17 protein-coding genes are annotated in these 15,678 nt (G+C 69.1%); 9 read left to right on the plus strand and 8 right to left on the minus strand.

The features are described 5' to 3' along the window. The first annotated feature begins 277 nt into the window (after nucleotides 1-277). Nucleotides 278-805 (plus strand): regulatory protein RecX, encoded by a 528-nt coding sequence (locus L3Q67_RS22220; RefSeq protein ID WP_499191613.1) that lies wholly within the window; start codon nucleotides 278-280, stop codon nucleotides 803-805. A 52-nt stretch (nucleotides 806-857) separates the two neighbouring features. Here the strand turns inward: L3Q67_RS22220 and L3Q67_RS22225 are convergent, their stop codons facing one another. From L3Q67_RS22225 to edd, 3 genes are all read right to left on the minus strand, one after another. Continuing rightward, a complete protein-coding gene (locus L3Q67_RS22225; protein ID WP_499191291.1) occupies nucleotides 858-1,625 on the minus strand; it encodes a VOC family protein in 768 nt (255 codons plus the stop codon). Between the two features lie 89 nt (nucleotides 1,626-1,714). Further along, nucleotides 1,715-2,338, minus strand: a complete 624-nt coding sequence (gene eda, locus L3Q67_RS22230; protein WP_499191292.1) for a beta/alpha barrel domain-containing protein — start codon at nucleotides 2,336-2,338, stop codon at nucleotides 1,715-1,717. Beyond that, the gene (edd, locus tag L3Q67_RS22235) at nucleotides 2,335-4,218 is read right to left on the minus strand and encodes an IlvD/Edd family dehydratase (protein WP_499191293.1); all 1,884 of its coding nucleotides are present in this window, start codon (nucleotides 4,216-4,218) and stop codon (nucleotides 2,335-2,337) included. Before edd ends, eda begins: the two co-directional genes overlap by 4 nt. Before the next feature lie 282 nt (nucleotides 4,219-4,500). Here edd and L3Q67_RS22240 point away from each other — a divergent pair, with 282 nt between their 5' ends. The 4 genes from L3Q67_RS22240 to L3Q67_RS22255 are packed head-to-tail and all read left to right on the plus strand — an operon-like array spanning nucleotide 4,501 to nucleotide 8,356. After that, complete coding sequence (locus L3Q67_RS22240; protein ID WP_206809687.1) at nucleotides 4,501-4,794, plus strand: Rv0250c family protein; 294 nt, start codon at nucleotides 4,501-4,503, stop codon at nucleotides 4,792-4,794. Continuing rightward, nucleotides 4,791-5,624, plus strand: a complete 834-nt coding sequence (gene sdhC / locus L3Q67_RS22245) for a succinate dehydrogenase subunit SdhC (protein WP_499191294.1) — start codon at nucleotides 4,791-4,793, stop codon at nucleotides 5,622-5,624. Before L3Q67_RS22240 ends, sdhC begins: the two co-directional genes overlap by 4 nt. 52 nt (nucleotides 5,625-5,676) lie before the next feature. Continuing rightward, a complete protein-coding gene (locus tag L3Q67_RS22250; protein WP_499191295.1) occupies nucleotides 5,677-7,590 on the plus strand; it encodes a succinate dehydrogenase flavoprotein subunit in 1,914 nt (637 codons plus the stop codon). A gap of 1 nt (nucleotide 7,591) precedes the next feature. Then, complete coding sequence (locus L3Q67_RS22255) at nucleotides 7,592-8,356, plus strand: succinate dehydrogenase/fumarate reductase iron-sulfur subunit (protein WP_499191296.1); 765 nt, start codon at nucleotides 7,592-7,594, stop codon at nucleotides 8,354-8,356. A gap of 71 nt (nucleotides 8,357-8,427) precedes the next feature. On the opposite strand, the gene L3Q67_RS22260 is transcribed toward L3Q67_RS22255, so the two are convergent. From L3Q67_RS22260 to L3Q67_RS22275, 4 genes are all read right to left on the minus strand, one after another. Beyond that, nucleotides 8,428-9,333 carry an amino acid ABC transporter permease gene (locus L3Q67_RS22260; protein ID WP_499191297.1) on the minus strand — a complete coding sequence of 302 codons (906 nt, stop codon included), beginning with the start codon at nucleotides 9,331-9,333 and terminating at the stop codon, nucleotides 8,428-8,430. Next, a complete protein-coding gene (locus L3Q67_RS22265; RefSeq protein ID WP_499191298.1) occupies nucleotides 9,330-10,010 on the minus strand; it encodes an amino acid ABC transporter permease in 681 nt (226 codons plus the stop codon). The genes L3Q67_RS22260 and L3Q67_RS22265 overlap by 4 nt, the downstream gene beginning before the upstream one ends. A gap of 89 nt (nucleotides 10,011-10,099) precedes the next feature. Continuing rightward, entirely contained in the window at nucleotides 10,100-10,942 is an 843-nt protein-coding gene (locus tag L3Q67_RS22270; RefSeq protein WP_499191299.1) for a glutamate ABC transporter substrate-binding protein, read from the minus strand. 16 nt (nucleotides 10,943-10,958) lie between these two features. Next, nucleotides 10,959-11,687: an amino acid ABC transporter ATP-binding protein gene (locus tag L3Q67_RS22275; RefSeq protein ID WP_209672096.1), complete on the minus strand. Its 729-nt coding sequence runs from the start codon at nucleotides 11,685-11,687 to the stop codon at nucleotides 10,959-10,961. 240 nt (nucleotides 11,688-11,927) lie between these two features. On the opposite strand from L3Q67_RS22275, the gene L3Q67_RS22280 reads away from it, so the two are divergent. Together L3Q67_RS22280 and L3Q67_RS22285 are read left to right on the plus strand one after the other, a co-directional pair. Then, a complete protein-coding gene (locus L3Q67_RS22280) occupies nucleotides 11,928-12,602 on the plus strand; it encodes a response regulator transcription factor (protein WP_209668978.1) in 675 nt (224 codons plus the stop codon). Nucleotides 12,603-12,605: 3 nt separating this feature from the next. Further along, nucleotides 12,606-14,027, plus strand: a complete 1,422-nt coding sequence (locus tag L3Q67_RS22285) for a sensor histidine kinase (RefSeq protein WP_499191300.1) — start codon at nucleotides 12,606-12,608, stop codon at nucleotides 14,025-14,027. Here the strand turns inward: L3Q67_RS22285 and L3Q67_RS22290 are convergent. Further along, the gene (locus tag L3Q67_RS22290) at nucleotides 14,017-14,943 is read right to left on the minus strand and encodes a type 2 periplasmic-binding domain-containing protein (RefSeq protein ID WP_499191301.1); all 927 of its coding nucleotides are present in this window, start codon (nucleotides 14,941-14,943) and stop codon (nucleotides 14,017-14,019) included. The genes L3Q67_RS22285 and L3Q67_RS22290 overlap by 11 nt on opposite strands. Before the next feature lie 95 nt (nucleotides 14,944-15,038). Between L3Q67_RS22290 and L3Q67_RS22295 the strand changes: the two genes are divergently transcribed. After that, nucleotides 15,039-15,263 (plus strand): DUF8778 family protein, encoded by a 225-nt coding sequence (locus L3Q67_RS22295; RefSeq protein WP_209668975.1) that lies wholly within the window; start codon nucleotides 15,039-15,041, stop codon nucleotides 15,261-15,263. Beyond that, nucleotides 15,263-15,610: a type II toxin-antitoxin system PemK/MazF family toxin gene (locus tag L3Q67_RS22300; protein ID WP_499191302.1), complete on the plus strand. Its 348-nt coding sequence runs from the start codon at nucleotides 15,263-15,265 to the stop codon at nucleotides 15,608-15,610. Before L3Q67_RS22295 ends, L3Q67_RS22300 begins: the two co-directional genes overlap by 1 nt. Nucleotides 15,611-15,678: the final 68 nt, after the last annotated feature.

Here is a 15,678-nt window from a genome sequence, read left to right on the forward strand (position 1 = left end):
GACGACGACGACCCGGCCCGGCACGCGTGCCGGGTCCCCGGCCCCACGGCTTCCGGCGGCCCGCACCACAGCGGCCTGCCGGACGCCGGGCACCGGTGAGCGCCACCGCTCCGAGATCGACGAGCGCCGGCCTGTCTGGCGCTCGCTCGCGAGACCCGGCCCGATGCGCTGTTCCGTGGAGCCACGGCTTCCGGCCGGGTGGGCCTTGATGAACACCACCGCGGGGAAGCCCGGCCGGGTCGCGGTGGTGAGAACGACTAGGAGAACCGTGCCGAAGGTGAACCCCGAGGAGTTGCCGCCGGAGGAGCGGGCGAAGAAGGCCAAAGAGGTCTGCTTCGACCTGCTCGCGGCGCGGCCCCGCACCCAGGAGGAACTGCGGCAGGCGTTGCGCCGCAAGGGTTTCGACGAGGACACGAGCGAGACCATCCTCGGCAAGCTGGACAACGCCGGCCTGATCGACGATGCCGCCTTCGCCGAAGTGTGGGTGCGTTCACGGCACAACAACCAGGGCTTGGCCCGCCACGCACTGGTCGCCGAGTTGAAGCGCAAAGGCGTGGACCCCGAAATCGCCGTCCAGGCCGCCGGCGAAGTCGACCGCGAAGCCGAAGAACAAAAGGCACGGGAGCTGGTGCGCAAACGCCTGCGCTCCCTGGGAAACGTCGACGAGCAAACCGCCATCCGCCGCCTGCTCGGCACCCTGGCGCGCAAGGGCTACTCCCAAGGCCTCGCCTACACCGTCATCCGAGAAGAACTACGCGAATTCGGCGCCGAAGCCACCCTCCTGGACAACGCCGTCCCGGACTGACCCACAAGGCGTTCCCGGAATGATCGGTGCGAGGCCGGGCTGATTGCGGCGGTCAGGCGCCCGGCTGGTGGATGCTGAAGGCGGCGCCCTGCGGATCGGCGAGCATGGCCATCTGGCCCACCGGCGTATCGAACGGAGCCATGAGCACGGCGCCACCCAGGGACGGGATTTGGGCGGCGGCCGCGGTGATGTCGTCGACGGCGAAGTAGACGTGCCAGTGGTTCGGCAGATCCACGTCCGGCGGCTGGCTCACGCCCGCGACATCCGTGCCGCCGGCCTGCAGCATGGTGTACTTCTCGCCGTCCAGCTCGGTTTCGGTGACGGCCAGGCCCAGCAGTTCCTGGTAGAACGGCACGGCCTGCTCCGGGCTCGAGGTGATCAGCTCGTTCCACACCATGCCGCCCGGTTCGTCGACCAGGCCGGCCCCGATGTGCGAGTACGCCTGCCACAGGCAGAAAGCCGCACCGCCCGGGTCGGCACCCGCGGCCATGCGGCCGGAGTCCAGGACGTCGAAGACCGGGGTGAACAGGGTGCCGCCGGCGGCCTCGATCCTGGCGGCGGTGGCGTCCACGTCTTCGACCGCGAAGTACGTGTTCCACATCGGCGGCAGGCCCCGCTGCTCCGCTGTCTGCGGGGCGATCGCGGCCGCTTCCGAGCCGTTCTTCAGCGCCATCGAGTACGTCGAACCACCGGGTACCGGCTCGTCGCGGAACTCCCAGCCGAGCAGGCGCCCGTAGAACGCCTTCGCCGCCTCCTGGTCGGAGGTCTGCAGGTCCACCCAGTTCGGGGTGCCCTGGGCATAGGTGGTTCGCAGCGGCATCGCGGTCTCCCGGGTCGGCGTGGCGGACAGGACCAACCTGCGCCTGCCCGCCCGTCGCCACCAGGGCCGAAAGACCCTGACCGGGAGAACTAGCGCAGCCGCGCGGCCTCCGCCGCCAGCTGCTCGATGCGGGCGAAGTCCTTGGCCGCCACCGCGTCCTTCGGGGTCAGCCACGAGCCGCCGATGCAGCCGACGTTCGGCAGCGCCAGGTACTTCGGCGCCGACGCGACCGTGATGCCGCCCGTGGGGCAGAACTTCAGCGAAGGCAGTGGCCCGGCGATCGACTTCAGGTAGTCGACCCCGCCACTCGCCTCGGCCGGGAAGAACTTCAGGGCGGTCAACCCGCGCTCGGCCAGGCGCATCGCCTCGGAGACGGTGCCGGCGCCCGGCAGGAACGGCAGGCCGGTGTCGAAGCACGCGTCCAGCACCCCGTCCGTGGTGCCCGGGGTGACCAGGAACCGCGCACCGGCGTCCGCCGCCTGCTTGGCCTGGCCGGGCGTGGTCACCGTGCCCGCGCCGATCAGGATGTCCGGTACTTCGGCGGCGACCCGTTCGATCGCCGCCAGCGCGACCGGGGTGCGCAGGGTGAGTTCGATGACGCCGATGCCACCGGCGAGCAGCGCCGACGCGACGGGCACCGCGTCGGCCACGTCGTCCACCACGACGACCGGCATCACGGGGGATGCCTCGAGCAGTTCCAAGCCGGTGGTCACGCCACTACCTCTTTCGTCATCCCGGCACCGAAGTGCCCCGGCGTGTACCCGCCGAACACGCTGGCGCCCTGGTCGGCGGGGCCGACCGCCCGGCGCAGCGCGCCGAACAGCTCACGCCCGGTGCCGGTCCAGGATGCCTCATCGGGTGGACCGTCCACCAAGGGCCGTCCGTCCAGTTCGGCCGCGCTCACCTGGACCTCCAGCAGCCCGGCCTCGGCGTCGAGGCGCACCACGTCGCCGTCGGCGATCCGGGACAGCGGGCCGCCCGCGGCGGCTTCCGGGGTCAGCTGGATGGCCGCCGGGATCTTGCCCGACGCCCCGGACATCCGGCCGTCGGTGACCAGCGCCACCTGGAACCCCCGGTCCATCAGCACGCCCAGCGCGGGCGTCAGCCCGTGCAGCTCCGGCATGCCGTTCGCCATCGGGCCCTGGTTCCGGATCACCACGACCACGTCACGCTCCAGTTCACCGGCCTGGAACGCCGCCGAGAACTGCTCCTGCGTGGTGAACACCCGAGCAGGCGCCTCGACCACCCGGTGTTCCGGCGCCACCGCGGACACCTTGATCACCGCGCGCCCCAGGTTGCCCGCGACCATGCGCAGGCCGCCGTCGGCGGAGAACGGGCGCGAAGCCGGTCGCAGCACCTCTTCGTCGAGGCTGCGTCCCGGGGTGTCGCGCCAGGTCAGGGTGCCGTCGAGCAGCACCGGTTCCTGGCGGTACCGGTTCAGCCCCGGCCCGGCGACCGTCCGCACGTCCTCGTGCAGCAGCCCGGCGTCGAGCAGGGTGCCGATGAGGAACTGGATGCCACCCGCGGCGTGGAAGTGGTTGATGTCCGCGCTGCCGTTCGGGTACACACGCGCCAGCAGCGGGACCACGGCCGACAGCTCGGAGAAGTCGTCCCAGGTGAGCTGGATGCCTGCGGCCGCGGCGATGGCGGGCAGGTGCAGCGTGTGGTTGGTCGAACCGCCGGTGGCCAGCAGCGACACCACGCCGTTCACGATGGCCTTCTCGTCGATGACCTGGCTCAGCGGCGCGTACTCGGCACCACGGGAGATCGCGACGGCCCGCCGCCCCGCCTCCTCGGTCAGCGCCTGCCGCAGCGGGGTGCCCGGGTGCACGAACGTCGCGCCCGGCAGGTGCAGCCCCATCACCTCGACGACCATCTGGTTCGAGTTGGCCGTGCCGTAGAAGGTGCACGTGCCGGGGGAGTGGTACGAAGCGGCCTCCGCCTCGAGCAGGTCTTCGCGGGACGCCAGGCCCTCCGCGTAGAGCTGCCGGATGCGGGCCTTCTCCTTGTTGGGCAGGCCCGAGGTCATCGGCCCGGCGGGCACCAGGATCGACGGCAGGTGGCCGAAGGACAGCGCGCCGATGAGCAGGCCCGGCACGATCTTGTCGCACACCCCGAGCAGCAGGGCGCTGTCGAACATCTCGTGCGACAGCGCGACCCCGGTGGCCATCGCGATCACCTCGCGGCTGAACAGCGACAACTCCATGCCCGCGCGGCCCTGGGTGATGCCGTCGCACATGGCGGGCACGCCGCCGGCGAACTGGGCGACCCCGCCCGCTTCGCGCACGGACACCTTGAGCCAGTCCGGGTACTCGTGCAGCGGCTGGTGCGCCGAGAGCATGTCGTTGTAGGAGGACACGATCGCCACGCCGGGCTTGCGCACGGCTCGCAGCGCTTCCTTGTCGCCGCCGGTGATCCCGGCGAAACCGTGGGCGAGGTTGCTGCACGCGAGGCCGCGCCGGGCGGGGCCTTCGGCGTGGGCGGCGGCGGTGCGTTCGAGGTAGGCGGCGCGGCTCTCGGCACTGCGAGCCACGATGCGCTCGGTCACTTCGGCGATGACGGGATGCGGTGCGGCGGACGGGGTGGGGCTCATACGGCGGCTCCGGGTGCGGATCACGGGTTCGGGTGGTCCGGTGACGGCGTCGCTGGCGTCCGGTCTTCGTGGTGACGGTCCACACAGTACAGAAGGAGGAAGCCCGAATCAAAATCGATACAGATGAACTCCAGACGTGACTCCGATCACGTACCGCGACCAGTGTGTGCTACTTGTCACACTGGACAAGGCAAGGCAGAGTCAGGCATCAGCGCGCCCCACCACGGTGCGGCCCGGCCTCTGGCCCCCGCCGCACGAACTGACTGATCGTCGGAGGTACGTATGACCACCACCGAATTCACCGAACTGCGCCGCACCATCGGGCAGTTGCGACAGTGCGTAGGCGCGTTGCGAGCCAAGTACGGCGAGGCGCCGGCGGTGCGCCGGATCGCCAACGACGTGGAGCGGCTCGAGATCGACGTGAACGAGTTCGACGACACACCCCCGGTGCCGCAACAGGCCCGCGCCACCGACCGCTCGAACGTGGTCGTGGTCCCCGACACCCCCTACGACCCGTCGCTCTGGCACGGCGCTGACGATGAAGGCGTCGGTGGCTACCAGCGTGACCAGCGGTGAGCGCTCCGGCTAACGACAAGGCAGGCCGGAGGGGTACCGGGGTCTTCGCGCCCACGCGCGCCAAGATCGCCGAACGCACCCTGCGCAAGGACCGGTGGTGGCTGCCACCGCTGATCACCACGGTCGGCCTGGCCACGTTCGTCATCTACGCGACAATCCGGTCGTTCATGCGCACGGCGTACTGGGTGGAGGAGTACCACTACCTCACGCCCTTCTACTCGCCGTGCCTGAGCGATTCGTGCGTGCCGGGGTCGAGCCACTTCGGCACGCCGTTCGGCGAGCTGCCGGGGTTCATCCCGCTCGGGTTCGTCGTGCTGCCGTTCCTGCTCGGCTTCCGGCTGACCTGCTACTACTACCGCAAGGCGTACTACCGGTCGGTGTGGTTCTCCCCGCCTGCCTGCGCGGTCGCCGAACCGCACGCGAAGTACACCGGCGAGACCAAGCTGCCGCTGATCATCCAGAACGTCCACCGCTACTTCTTCTACGTGGCGCTGATCGTCTCGCTGATCAACACCTGGGACGCGATCACCGCCTTCCACGGCTCCGGCGGCGGGTTCGGCTTCGGCCTCGGCAACATCGTGCTGCTCGGCAACGTGATCATGCTCTGGGCCTACACGCTGTCCTGCCACTCGTGCCGCCACATCACCGGCGGCAGGCTGAAGCACTTCTCGAAGCACCCGGTGCGCTACTGGATGTGGACCCAGGTGACCAAGCTGAACAACCGGCACATGACGCTGGCGTGGATCACCCTCGGCACCCTGGTGCTGACCGACTTCTACGTGATGCTGGTGGCCAGCGGCACGATCGCCGACCTCCGCTTCGTCAACTAGCCTTCTCTCCCCAATGACAACGGCGTCAGAACGCACTGAGGTGGATTGATCCATGACCGAGGTCGAACGGCACAGCTACGACGTGGTGGTGATCGGTGCCGGTGGCGCCGGTCTCCGCGCGGTGATCGAGGCGCGGCAGCGCGGCCTCAGCGTGGCCGTGGTGTGCAAATCGCTGTTCGGCAAGGCGCACACCGTGATGGCCGAGGGCGGCTGCGCGGCATCGATGGGCAACGCGAACGAACGCGACAACTGGCAGGTGCACTTCCGCGACACCATGCGCGGCGGGAAATTCCTGAACAACTGGCGGATGGCCGAGCTGCACGCGAAGGAGGCGCCGGACCGCGTCTGGGAGCTGGAGTCCTACGGCGCGTTGTTCGACCGCACGGCCGACGGCCGGATCAGCCAGCGCAACTTCGGCGGGCACACCTACCCGCGGCTCGCGCACGTCGGTGACCGCACCGGGCTCGAGCTGATCCGCACCATGCAGCAGCAGATCGTTTCGCTGCAGCAGCAGGACTTCAAGGAACACGGCGACTACGAGGCCAAGCTCAAGGTCTTCGCCGAGTGCACCGTCACCGAGCTGATCAAGGACGGCGACCGCATCGCCGGGGCGTTCGGTTACTACCGCGAGAGCGGCCGGTTCGTGCTCTTCGAGACGCCGGCCGTGGTGCTGGCCACCGGCGGTATCGGCAAGTCGTTCAAGGTCACCTCGAACTCCTGGGAGTACACCGGTGACGGGCACGCGCTGGCGCTGCGCGCCGGGGCGACGCTGATCAACATGGAGTTCGTCCAGTTCCACCCGACCGGCATGGTCTGGCCGCCGAGTGTGAAGGGCATCCTGGTCACCGAGGGCGTGCGCGGTGACGGTGGCGTGCTGAAGAACTCCGACGACGAGCGGTTCATGTTCGAGTACATCCCCGACGTGTTCAAGGGGCAGTACGCGGACAGCGAGGAGGAAGCCGACCGCTGGTACACCGACCAGGAGGAGAACCGGCGCACCCCGGACCTCCTGCCGCGCGACGAGGTGGCGCGGGCGATCAACTCCGAGGTCAAGGCGGGCCGCGGTTCCCCGCACGGCGGCGTCTTCCTCGACATCGCGAGCCGCCTGCCCGCCGAGGAGATCCGCAAGCGGCTGCCCTCGATGTACCACCAGTTCAAGGAACTGGCCGATGTGGACATCACCGCCGAGCCGATGGAGGTCGGCCCGACCTGCCACTACGTGATGGGTGGCATCGAGGTCGACCCGGACACCGCGGCTTCGGTGGTGCCGGGCCTGTTCGCCGCGGGCGAGTGCTCCGGCGGCATGCACGGCTCGAACCGGCTCGGCGGGAATTCGCTGTCGGACCTGCTGGTGTTCGGCCGCCGGGCCGGACTCGGCGCGGCGGCCTATGTGGAGGGTCTGGCCAATCGGCCGTCGGTGGCGCAGGAGCGGATCGACACGGCGGCGAAGATGGCCGTGGCGCCGTTCGACCCGCCGGAGAACGGGGTCGAGGAGAACCCGTACACCCTGCACACCGAGCTCCAGCAGTCGATGAACGACCTGGTCGGCATCATCCGCAAGGCCGAGGAGATCGAGCAGGCGCTGGCCAAGCTCGCCGAGATCAAGCAGCGCGTGCACCAGGTCACCGTGGAGGGCCACCGGCAGTTCAACCCCGGCTGGCACCTCGCGCTGGACCTGCGGAACATGCTGGTGGTCAGCGAATGCGTGGCCAGGGCCGCGCTGATCCGCACCGAAAGCCGCGGCGGGCACACCAGGGATGATCACCCGCAGATGGATTCCCAGTGGCGCAACCGGTTGCTGGTGTGCCAAGTGGACAGTGGCGACGAGGTGGTGCCCGCGGTGACGGTGACCCCGAAGTCGCAGGAGCCGCTGCGCCAGGACCTGCTCGAGTTGTTCGAACTGACCGAGCTGGAGAAGTACTACACCTCCGACGAGCTGAGCACGCACCCGGGAAGGCAGGCCTGACATGGGGTACAAGGCGAGCTTCCGGGTGTGGCGCGGCGACGACACCGACGGCGAGCTGAAGGACTACACCGTCGAGGTGAACGAGGGTGAGGTGGTGCTCGACATCATCCACCGGCTGCAGGCCACCCAGACGCCGGACCTGGCGGTGCGGTGGAACTGCAAGGCGGGCAAGTGCGGCTCGTGCTCGGCGGAGATCAACGGCCGCCCGCGCCTGCTGTGCATGACCCGGATGTCGGTCTTCGCCGAGGACGAGGTCATCACGGTGACCCCGATGCGGACCTTCCCGGTGGTCCGCGACCTGGTCACCGACGTGTCGTTCAACTACACCAAGGCACGCGAGATCCCGTCGTTCACCCCGCCCGCGGACCTCAAGCCGGGGGACTACCGGATGCAGCAGGTGGACGTCGAGCGCTCGCAGGAGTTCCGCAAGTGCATCGAGTGCTTCCTGTGCCAGAACACCTGCCACGTGGTGCGTGACCACGAGGAGAACAAGGAAGCCTTCGCCGGGCCGCGGTACCTGATGCGGATCGCGGAGCTGGAGATGCACCCGCTGGACGTCGCCGACCGCCGGGACTCCGCGCAGGACGAGCACGGCCTCGGCTACTGCAACATCACCAAGTGCTGCTCCGAGGTGTGCCCGGAAGGCATCCACATCACCGACAACGCGCTCATCCCGATGAAGGAACGCGTCGCCGACCGCAAGTACGACCCGATCGTCTGGCTGGGCAACAAACTGTTCCGGCGGGGCACCTCCGACCGCCCCTGAACGCAAGGAATGGGGCATTACTAGCGTTCAATGCTAGTAATGCCCCATTCATAGCATTCGGGGGAGACTGCTCAGAGAGCGCCGGTGCCACCGGCTCCGGTCGTCGTGGTGATCTGCGAAGGGGCGTCGAGCAGCGGCTGGGTGCCCTTCGGGGTCTTCTTCCGGCGGGCCATCCGCTTCTGCAACCACGAAGCGAACGTGGTCAGGATGAAGTTCAGCACCACGTAGATGACGCCGATGACGATGTAGACCGGGATGGTGTTGCCGAAGTTCCCGGAGATCACGTTGGCGCTGCGCAGCAGGTCCGGCACCGACAGCGCACCACCGGCGAGCGCGGTGTCCTTCAGGATGACCACCAGCTGGCTGACGATCGCCGGCAGCATCGCGGCCACCGCCTGCGGCAGCAGCACGTTGGTCATCGTCTGCGTCTTGCGCAGGCCGAGCGCCGAAGCCGCCTCCGTCTGCCCCTTCGGCAGCGACAGGATGCCCGCCCTGACCACCTCGGCGAGCACGGAAGCGTTGTACAGCACCAGACCGGTCACCGCGGCGAAGAGCACGCGGTTGTCCGAGTCCACATCGGTGTACTCCGAGTAGAACTCGTTCGCGAAGATCATCAGGATCAGCACCGGGATGGCGCGGAAGAACTCCACCACGATCCCGGCCAGCGTGCGGACCGCCTTGTGGTCCGAGAGCCGGGCGATGCCGAAGAACGCGCCGACCGGCAGGGCGATCACGATGGACAGCACGGCGATCAGCAGCGTGTAGCCGAGACCGGGCAGGATGAACGTGGTCCACGTGCCGCTTTCGGCGAACGGGCGCCACTTGTCGCCGGTCAGCTGGTTCTTCTCGGCCAGCTTGTCGATCACCAGGTAGGCGATGAGCGCCAGCACCGCGGCGAAGACCAGCGAGTAGACGAGGTTGCGCGCCTTGGCCTTCGGGCCCGGGGCGTCGTAGAGGACAGAAGGAGCGCCGCTCATCGTTTCACCGCCATTTTCTTCGCCACCCAGCCGAGCAGGAGCCCGACCGGCAGGGTGAGCAGGACGAAGCCGAGCGCGAACACGGCGAAGACCAGGATGATCGCGTCACTCTCGTTCTCGATCATTTCCGACATCAGCAGCGAGGCCTCGGCCACGCCGATCACACTGGCCACCGTGGTGTTCTTGATCAGCGCGATGAGAACGCTGGCCAGCGGCGCGATCACCGAGCGGAACGCCTGCGGCAGCACGATGATCCGCAGCACCTGGGTGAAGCCCAGCCCCAGGGCGCGGGCCGCCTCGGCCTGGCCGACGGGCACCGTGTTGATGCCCGAGCGCAGCGACTCGCAGACGAAGGTCGAGGTGTAGAGGATGAAGCCGAGCACGGCCAGCCGGAAGTTGTTGTCCACGATGAACGACGGCGAGTCGGACGTCGCGAGGTTGAAGTTCAGCGTGGAGGCCAGGCCGATGGAGCAGAAGAAGATGATCACCGTCAGCGGGGTGTTCCGCACGACGTTGACGTAGGTGGTGCCGAACCCCCGCATGATCGGGACCGGGCTGACGCGCATCCCGGCCAGGATCGTGCCCCAGATCAGCGAGCCGACGGCCGACAGCACCGCCAGCTGGATGGTCATCCAGAAGGCATCGAGGATGTCGTACTCACCGAGGAAGTCGAACACGGAAAACTCCTCGTCGGATATGGGACGGCGCGCCGCGAACGGGTCGCGGCGCGCCGCCGTGGGTCAGTCGAAGACGGAGGGACTCGGGCTTACTTTTCGGTCACCGGCGAGGGCTCCGGGATCTTGTAGCCGGACGGGCCGACGTTGCTCTCCAGCGAAGCCTTCCAGGCACCGTCGGTCTGCATCTTGGTGATCGCGTTGGCGATCGCGGTGCGGCTCTCGGCGTCGTCCTTCTTCAGGCCGACACCGTAGTTCTCCTTGCTGAAGGCGTCGCCGACCAGCTTGAACTTGCCCGGGTTCTTGGCGGCGAAACCGGCCAGGATCACGTCGTCGGTGGTGACCGCGTCGATGCTGCCGTTCTCCAGCGCGGTGATGCAGTCGGAGTACTTGCCGAACTCCTGCAGCTGCGCTTCCTTGGAGAACTCGTCCTTGATCTTCTGCGCGGGGGTGGAACCCTTGACCGAGCAGAGCTTCTTGCCGTTGAGGGCGGTGTTGCCGGTGATGTCGGTGTTGTCCGCACGCACCAGCAGGCCCTGGCCCGCCACGAAGTACGGCCCGGCGAAGGAGACCTTCTCCTTGCGCTTGTCCGTGATGGAGTAGGTGGCGACGATGAAGTCGACGTCACCCTTCTCGATCAGGTTCTCGCGCTCGGCGGACTGCGCTTCCTTCCAGGTGATCCCGGCCTCGTCGACACCGAGCTCCTTGGCGATGTACTTCGCCACGTCGACGTCGAAGCCCTCGGGCTTGCCCGCCTGGGTCTGGAGACCGAGGCCCGGCTGGTCGAACTTGATGCCGATGGTGACCTTCTTGTCTTCCTTCGCCCGCGCGACCAGGTTCTTGCTACCGCTGTCTTCGCCGCCACCACAGGCGGCGAGCGTCAGGCCCGCTACCGCGACGACTGCGCTCATACGCAGAACTCGACTCAACCGCATCAGATCAGGTTCCTTCCTAGTGGGTCAGGATCTTGCCGAGGAAGTCCTTCGCGCGGTCGGACTTCGGGCTGGTGAAGAACTCGTCGGGGGTGGAGTCCTCGACGATCTCGCCGTCGGACATGAACACCACCCGGTGCGCGGCGCGGCGCGCGAAGCCCATCTCGTGGGTGACCACCAGCATGGTCATGCCGTCGGCGGCCAGGCTGGTCATCACGTCCAGTACCTCCTGGACCATCTCCGGGTCCAGCGCCGAGGTCGGCTCGTCGAACAGCATCACCTTCGGCCGCATGGCCAGCGCCCTGGCGATGGCCACGCGCTGCTGCTGGCCGCCGGAGAGCTGGGCCGGGTACTTGTCGGCCTGGTTGGCGATGCCGACCCGCTCGAGCAGCTCCATCGCGGTCTTGCGGGCCTCACCGGAGGAGACCTTGCGGACCTTCTGCGGCGCGAGCATCACGTTCTCGACGATGGTCTTGTGCGCGAAGAGGTTGAACGACTGGAAGACCATGCCGACGTCGGCGCGCAGCGCGGCCAGTGCCTTGCCCTCGGCGGGCAGTGGCTTGCCGTCCACGTGGATCTCGCCGGAGTTGATCGGCTCGAGGCGGTTGATCGCCCGGCACAGCGTGGACTTGCCCGAACCCGACGGCCCGAGCACCACGACCACCTGCCCGCGCGGGACCTCGAAGTCGATGTCACGCAAAACGTGCAGGTCGCCGAAGAACTTGTTCACGGCGGCCGCCTTGATCATCGGCGGCGCCGGCGTCGCGGTGGTCATCTGGCCTCCAGGCGGCGAGCTGCGGTGTCCTTCTTGGTTGCCGTAACTCTAGTCACACCCCGTATACGGCCCTTGTCGCAGGTCTGGACTAGGCCTTTCGCGCGTGACGAGTCGGCGATGGCGGAAACTTACTCTGCTCCGTCAGGGTGTAAAGCCCGCTTGACTAACACTTAGGGTTTCAAATCGATCTCATCGGACCGGAAAGGAGCCGGCGTGCGCGTTCTGCTCGTCGAGGACGACGACCGGGTGGCCGACGCACTGGTCCCCGCGCTGCTGCGCCGCGGGCTGTCGGTCCGCCGCCTGGCTTCGGGCGCGGAGGTGCTCGACCGGATCGCCGACGCCGACGTGGTGCTGCTCGACCTGGGCCTGCCCGACGTGGACGGCATGGTGCTGTGCTGGCGGATCCGCGAGATCAGCGACGTGGCGATCATCGTGGTCTCGGCCCGCGGCGAGGTCGACGACCGCATCCTCGGCCTGCGCTCGGGAGCCGACGACTACCTGGTCAAACCGTACGATGTGGACGAGCTGGTGGCCAGGGTGCACGCGGTGCGGCGGCGGCGCGGGGAACCGGCGCGGGCGGCCACCGGCGCGATCAAGGTGGCGGACGTGGTCATCGACCTGGACCGGCACGAGGTGACCGCGGGTGGTGAAGTGATCACGCTCTCGCGCAAGGAGTTCGGCGTGCTGAAGCTCATCGCGGCCGAAGGCGGCTCGGTCTGCTCGCGGGACCGCCTCCTCACCGAGCTGTGGGGCAGGCGCGGGCAGGCGGAAAGCCGCTCACTGGACGTGCATGTCGCTACTCTGCGGACGAAGCTCGGCCGCGCCGAGCTGATCGAGACGGTGCGCGGGGTCGGTTACCGGCTGGGTGCGCGCCCGGACGAGGAGTGAGACGTGCGGGTCCGGCTGCAGGCCACGGTGCTCTCGCTGGTCGCGTTGCTCGTTTTCGGGCTGGGTGTGCCGCTGGCGCTGAGCGTGGCGGGCAGTGCCGGGCAGACGCTCTTCCTCGACCGGCTCACCGACACCGCGCGGTTCGCCTCGCTGGCGCAGCGGCCGCTGATCCAGGGGCAGCCGGACCTGATCACCGCGGAACTGCGGCGCTACGCCGAGGTCTACGGCATCGCCGTGGCGGTGCTGAACCAGGACGGCCGCCCGACGGTGACCTCCGGCACGGTGCCCGGCGCGGTCAAGCTCGACCTGGCCGACACGCGGGTCGCCGGGCAGGTGCAGTCGGCGCTGGCCGGTCGGCATTCGGAACCGGGGCCGATGCTGGTGCCGTGGGACGAGGGCACGCTGGTGCTGGCCGAACCGGTGCTGATCGACGGGGACGTGCGCGGTGTGGTGGTCACCGAATCGCCGACCGCGCAGGCGCGTCAGGAGGTGACGCTGTGGTGGGTGCTCATCGCCACCGTCGGCATGATCGCCTTCTGCCTGGCGCTGCTGGTCGCGCTGCCGCTGGTGCGCTGGATCCTGCGCCCGGTGCGGCGGCTGGACGAGGCCACCGGCACGCTGGTCGAGGCCGTGGTGAGCGGCCGTGAGGTGGCCAGGGTCGGTGAGGAGAGCGGACCCGCCGAACTGCAGCAGCTCGGCCGCTCGTTCGACATGATGGCGGCGAGCGTGGGGGAAGCACTGGCCGCGCAACGCGCCTTCGTCGCCGATGCCTCACATCAGCTGCGGAATCCGCTGACCGCGTTGAAGCTGCGGTTGGTGAATCTCGAAGGGCACGTGGACACCGAAGCCGAGGAACACCGCGAGGCCGCGGTCGCCGAGGCGGACCGGCTCAACCAGGTGCTCGACGGCCTGCTGTCCATGGCGCGAGCGGAGGCGTCGGCGGGCCAACTGGTCGCGGTCGACGTGGACACCGTGGTGGCCGGGCGTGCTTCGGACTGGAACGTGGTCGCGGTGGCGCGTGAGGTGAGCCTCGAAGTGGAGGGTTCGACCGACGGCGTGCGCGCGCTGGCCCCGCCGCGCGGGCTGGAAGCCGTGCTGGACGCCCTGCTGGACAACGCCCTCAAGTTCACCGGCGCCGGTGAGTCGGTCCGGGTGGAAACCTCCACAGTGGACGACAAGGTCCGGCTGACCGTGCGCGACCACGGGCCGGGACTGCGGGCCGAGGAACTGGAACGCGCCACCGACCGGTTCTGGCGCAGCACCGCGCACCAGAACGTGGCTGGCTCGGGGCTGGGGCTGTCCATTGTGGCGGAGATCGTGGCCAGGGCAGGCGGCTCGCTGAAGCTCGACCTGCCCGAGGGCGGCGGGCTGCGGATCACCGCGGAGCTGCCCCGGTCCGGTTCTGGGGCGATCGCTAGTTCTTGAGGTTGCGGTAGTACCGCATGGCACCCGGGTGCAGGGCCATCGGCGCCGTCTCGATCGCCGGGCGCAGGTCGATGGACAGCGCGGCGGTGTTCGCCTTGGCCAGCTCCGGGCGCGCGTCGAAGAGCCCGCGGGTGAGTGCTTCGGCCACGTCGTCGGGCATCGTCGTCGGCACCACCAGGAAGTTGGGCACCACCAGGGTGGTCACCGGCCCGCCGGACTGCGGGTAGGTGGACCCGGGGATGGTCGCCGAGCGGTAGACCGCGTTGGCCTGGCGCATCGCGGGCATGGCCTCGCCGACGTCGATCAGCCGCAGCGGGATCCGGTTGGCCAGCGTGCTGATCGAGTTCGTCGGCAGGCCGCCGGACCAGAAGAAGGCGTCGATCTCCTGCCGCTGCAGGGCGCCCAGCGACTCGTCGAGGCCGAGGTAACGCACGGTCAGCGAGCTCGGGTCGCCGAGGCCGCTGGCGTTGAGCAGCAGCTGCGCGATCACCGCCACCCCGGACTCCGGGGAGCCGATCGCCACCCGGCGCCCGCGCAGGTCGGCCAGCGAACGCACCGGCGAGTCGGCGCGGACCACCACGTGCAGGTAGTCGTCGTAGATCCGGGCCAGCGCGGCGAGCTTGGGCTCCCCGCTGGGATCGGTGGCCACGTCGGCCGCGCTGAACGCCACGTCGGCGGTGCCCGCGCGCAGGCGCGCGAGGTTGTCGGGGGAGCCGCGGGTCTGCTGGACTTCCGGCCGCTCGATCGCCAGCCCGGCCGCCCACGCCCCCGCCAGCGGCTGCGCGAGCTGGTAGTAGACGCCCCGGTCGTTGCCCGCGGCGATTCGCAGCCGGGTGCCGGAGAAGTCCGGTCCGCAGGCGGTCAGCGTGGTGAGCAGCAGGAGCACGGCGGCGGTCACCCGTGTCAGAGCTGTCACGACCGCAGATGGTGCCAGCTCCGCGACCGGAATTGTCGTACATCCCGGTTACGATCCGGTAGTGCCGCAGTGGCACCCCCAGTAGCATAGGAGGTATGAAATTGAGCGTCAGCCTGTCGGACGAGGATGTGGCCTTCATCGATCACTACGCCGCCGCGGCGGACGTGCCTTCGCGCTCGGCGGTGGTGCACCGGGCGCTGGAGCTGCTGCGGGCCTCCCAGCTGGAGGACGACTACCGCGCCGCGTGGGACGAGTGGACCGCGCACGGGGACGAGGCCGAGTGGGACGCGGCCACCGGTGACGGAGTGCTGACGCGCTGATGCGACGGGCCGAGGTCCGGCTGGTCGACTTCGACCCCGCGCGGGGCAGCGAGTCGAACAAGACCAGGCCGGCGGTGATCGTGAGCAACGACGGCGCCAACGCGGTGGCCGGGCGGCTGGGCCGGGGTGTGGTCACCGTGGTGCCGGTGACCTCCAACGTGCGCCGGGTGTTCCCGTTCCAGGTGCTGCTGCCCGCGGCCGAGTGCGGGCTGGCGATGGCTTCGAAGGCCCAGGCCGAGCAGGTCAGGTCGATTTCGGTGGAGCGGGTGGGCCGCCGGGTCGGCAAGCTGACGCCCGCGCTGATGGAGCGGCTGGAGGCGGCGCTGCGCCTGCATCTCGGCCTGTGACCGGCGGGGCCTACCCTGGGGGGAGATTCGCCTAAGGAGCAATTCGTGTCCCGCACCTTCCAGATCCG

The sequence above is a fragment of the Saccharothrix sp. AJ9571 genome, assembly GCF_021725495.1.
GTDB lineage: Bacteria > Actinomycetota > Actinomycetes > Mycobacteriales > Pseudonocardiaceae > Amycolatopsis > Amycolatopsis magusensis.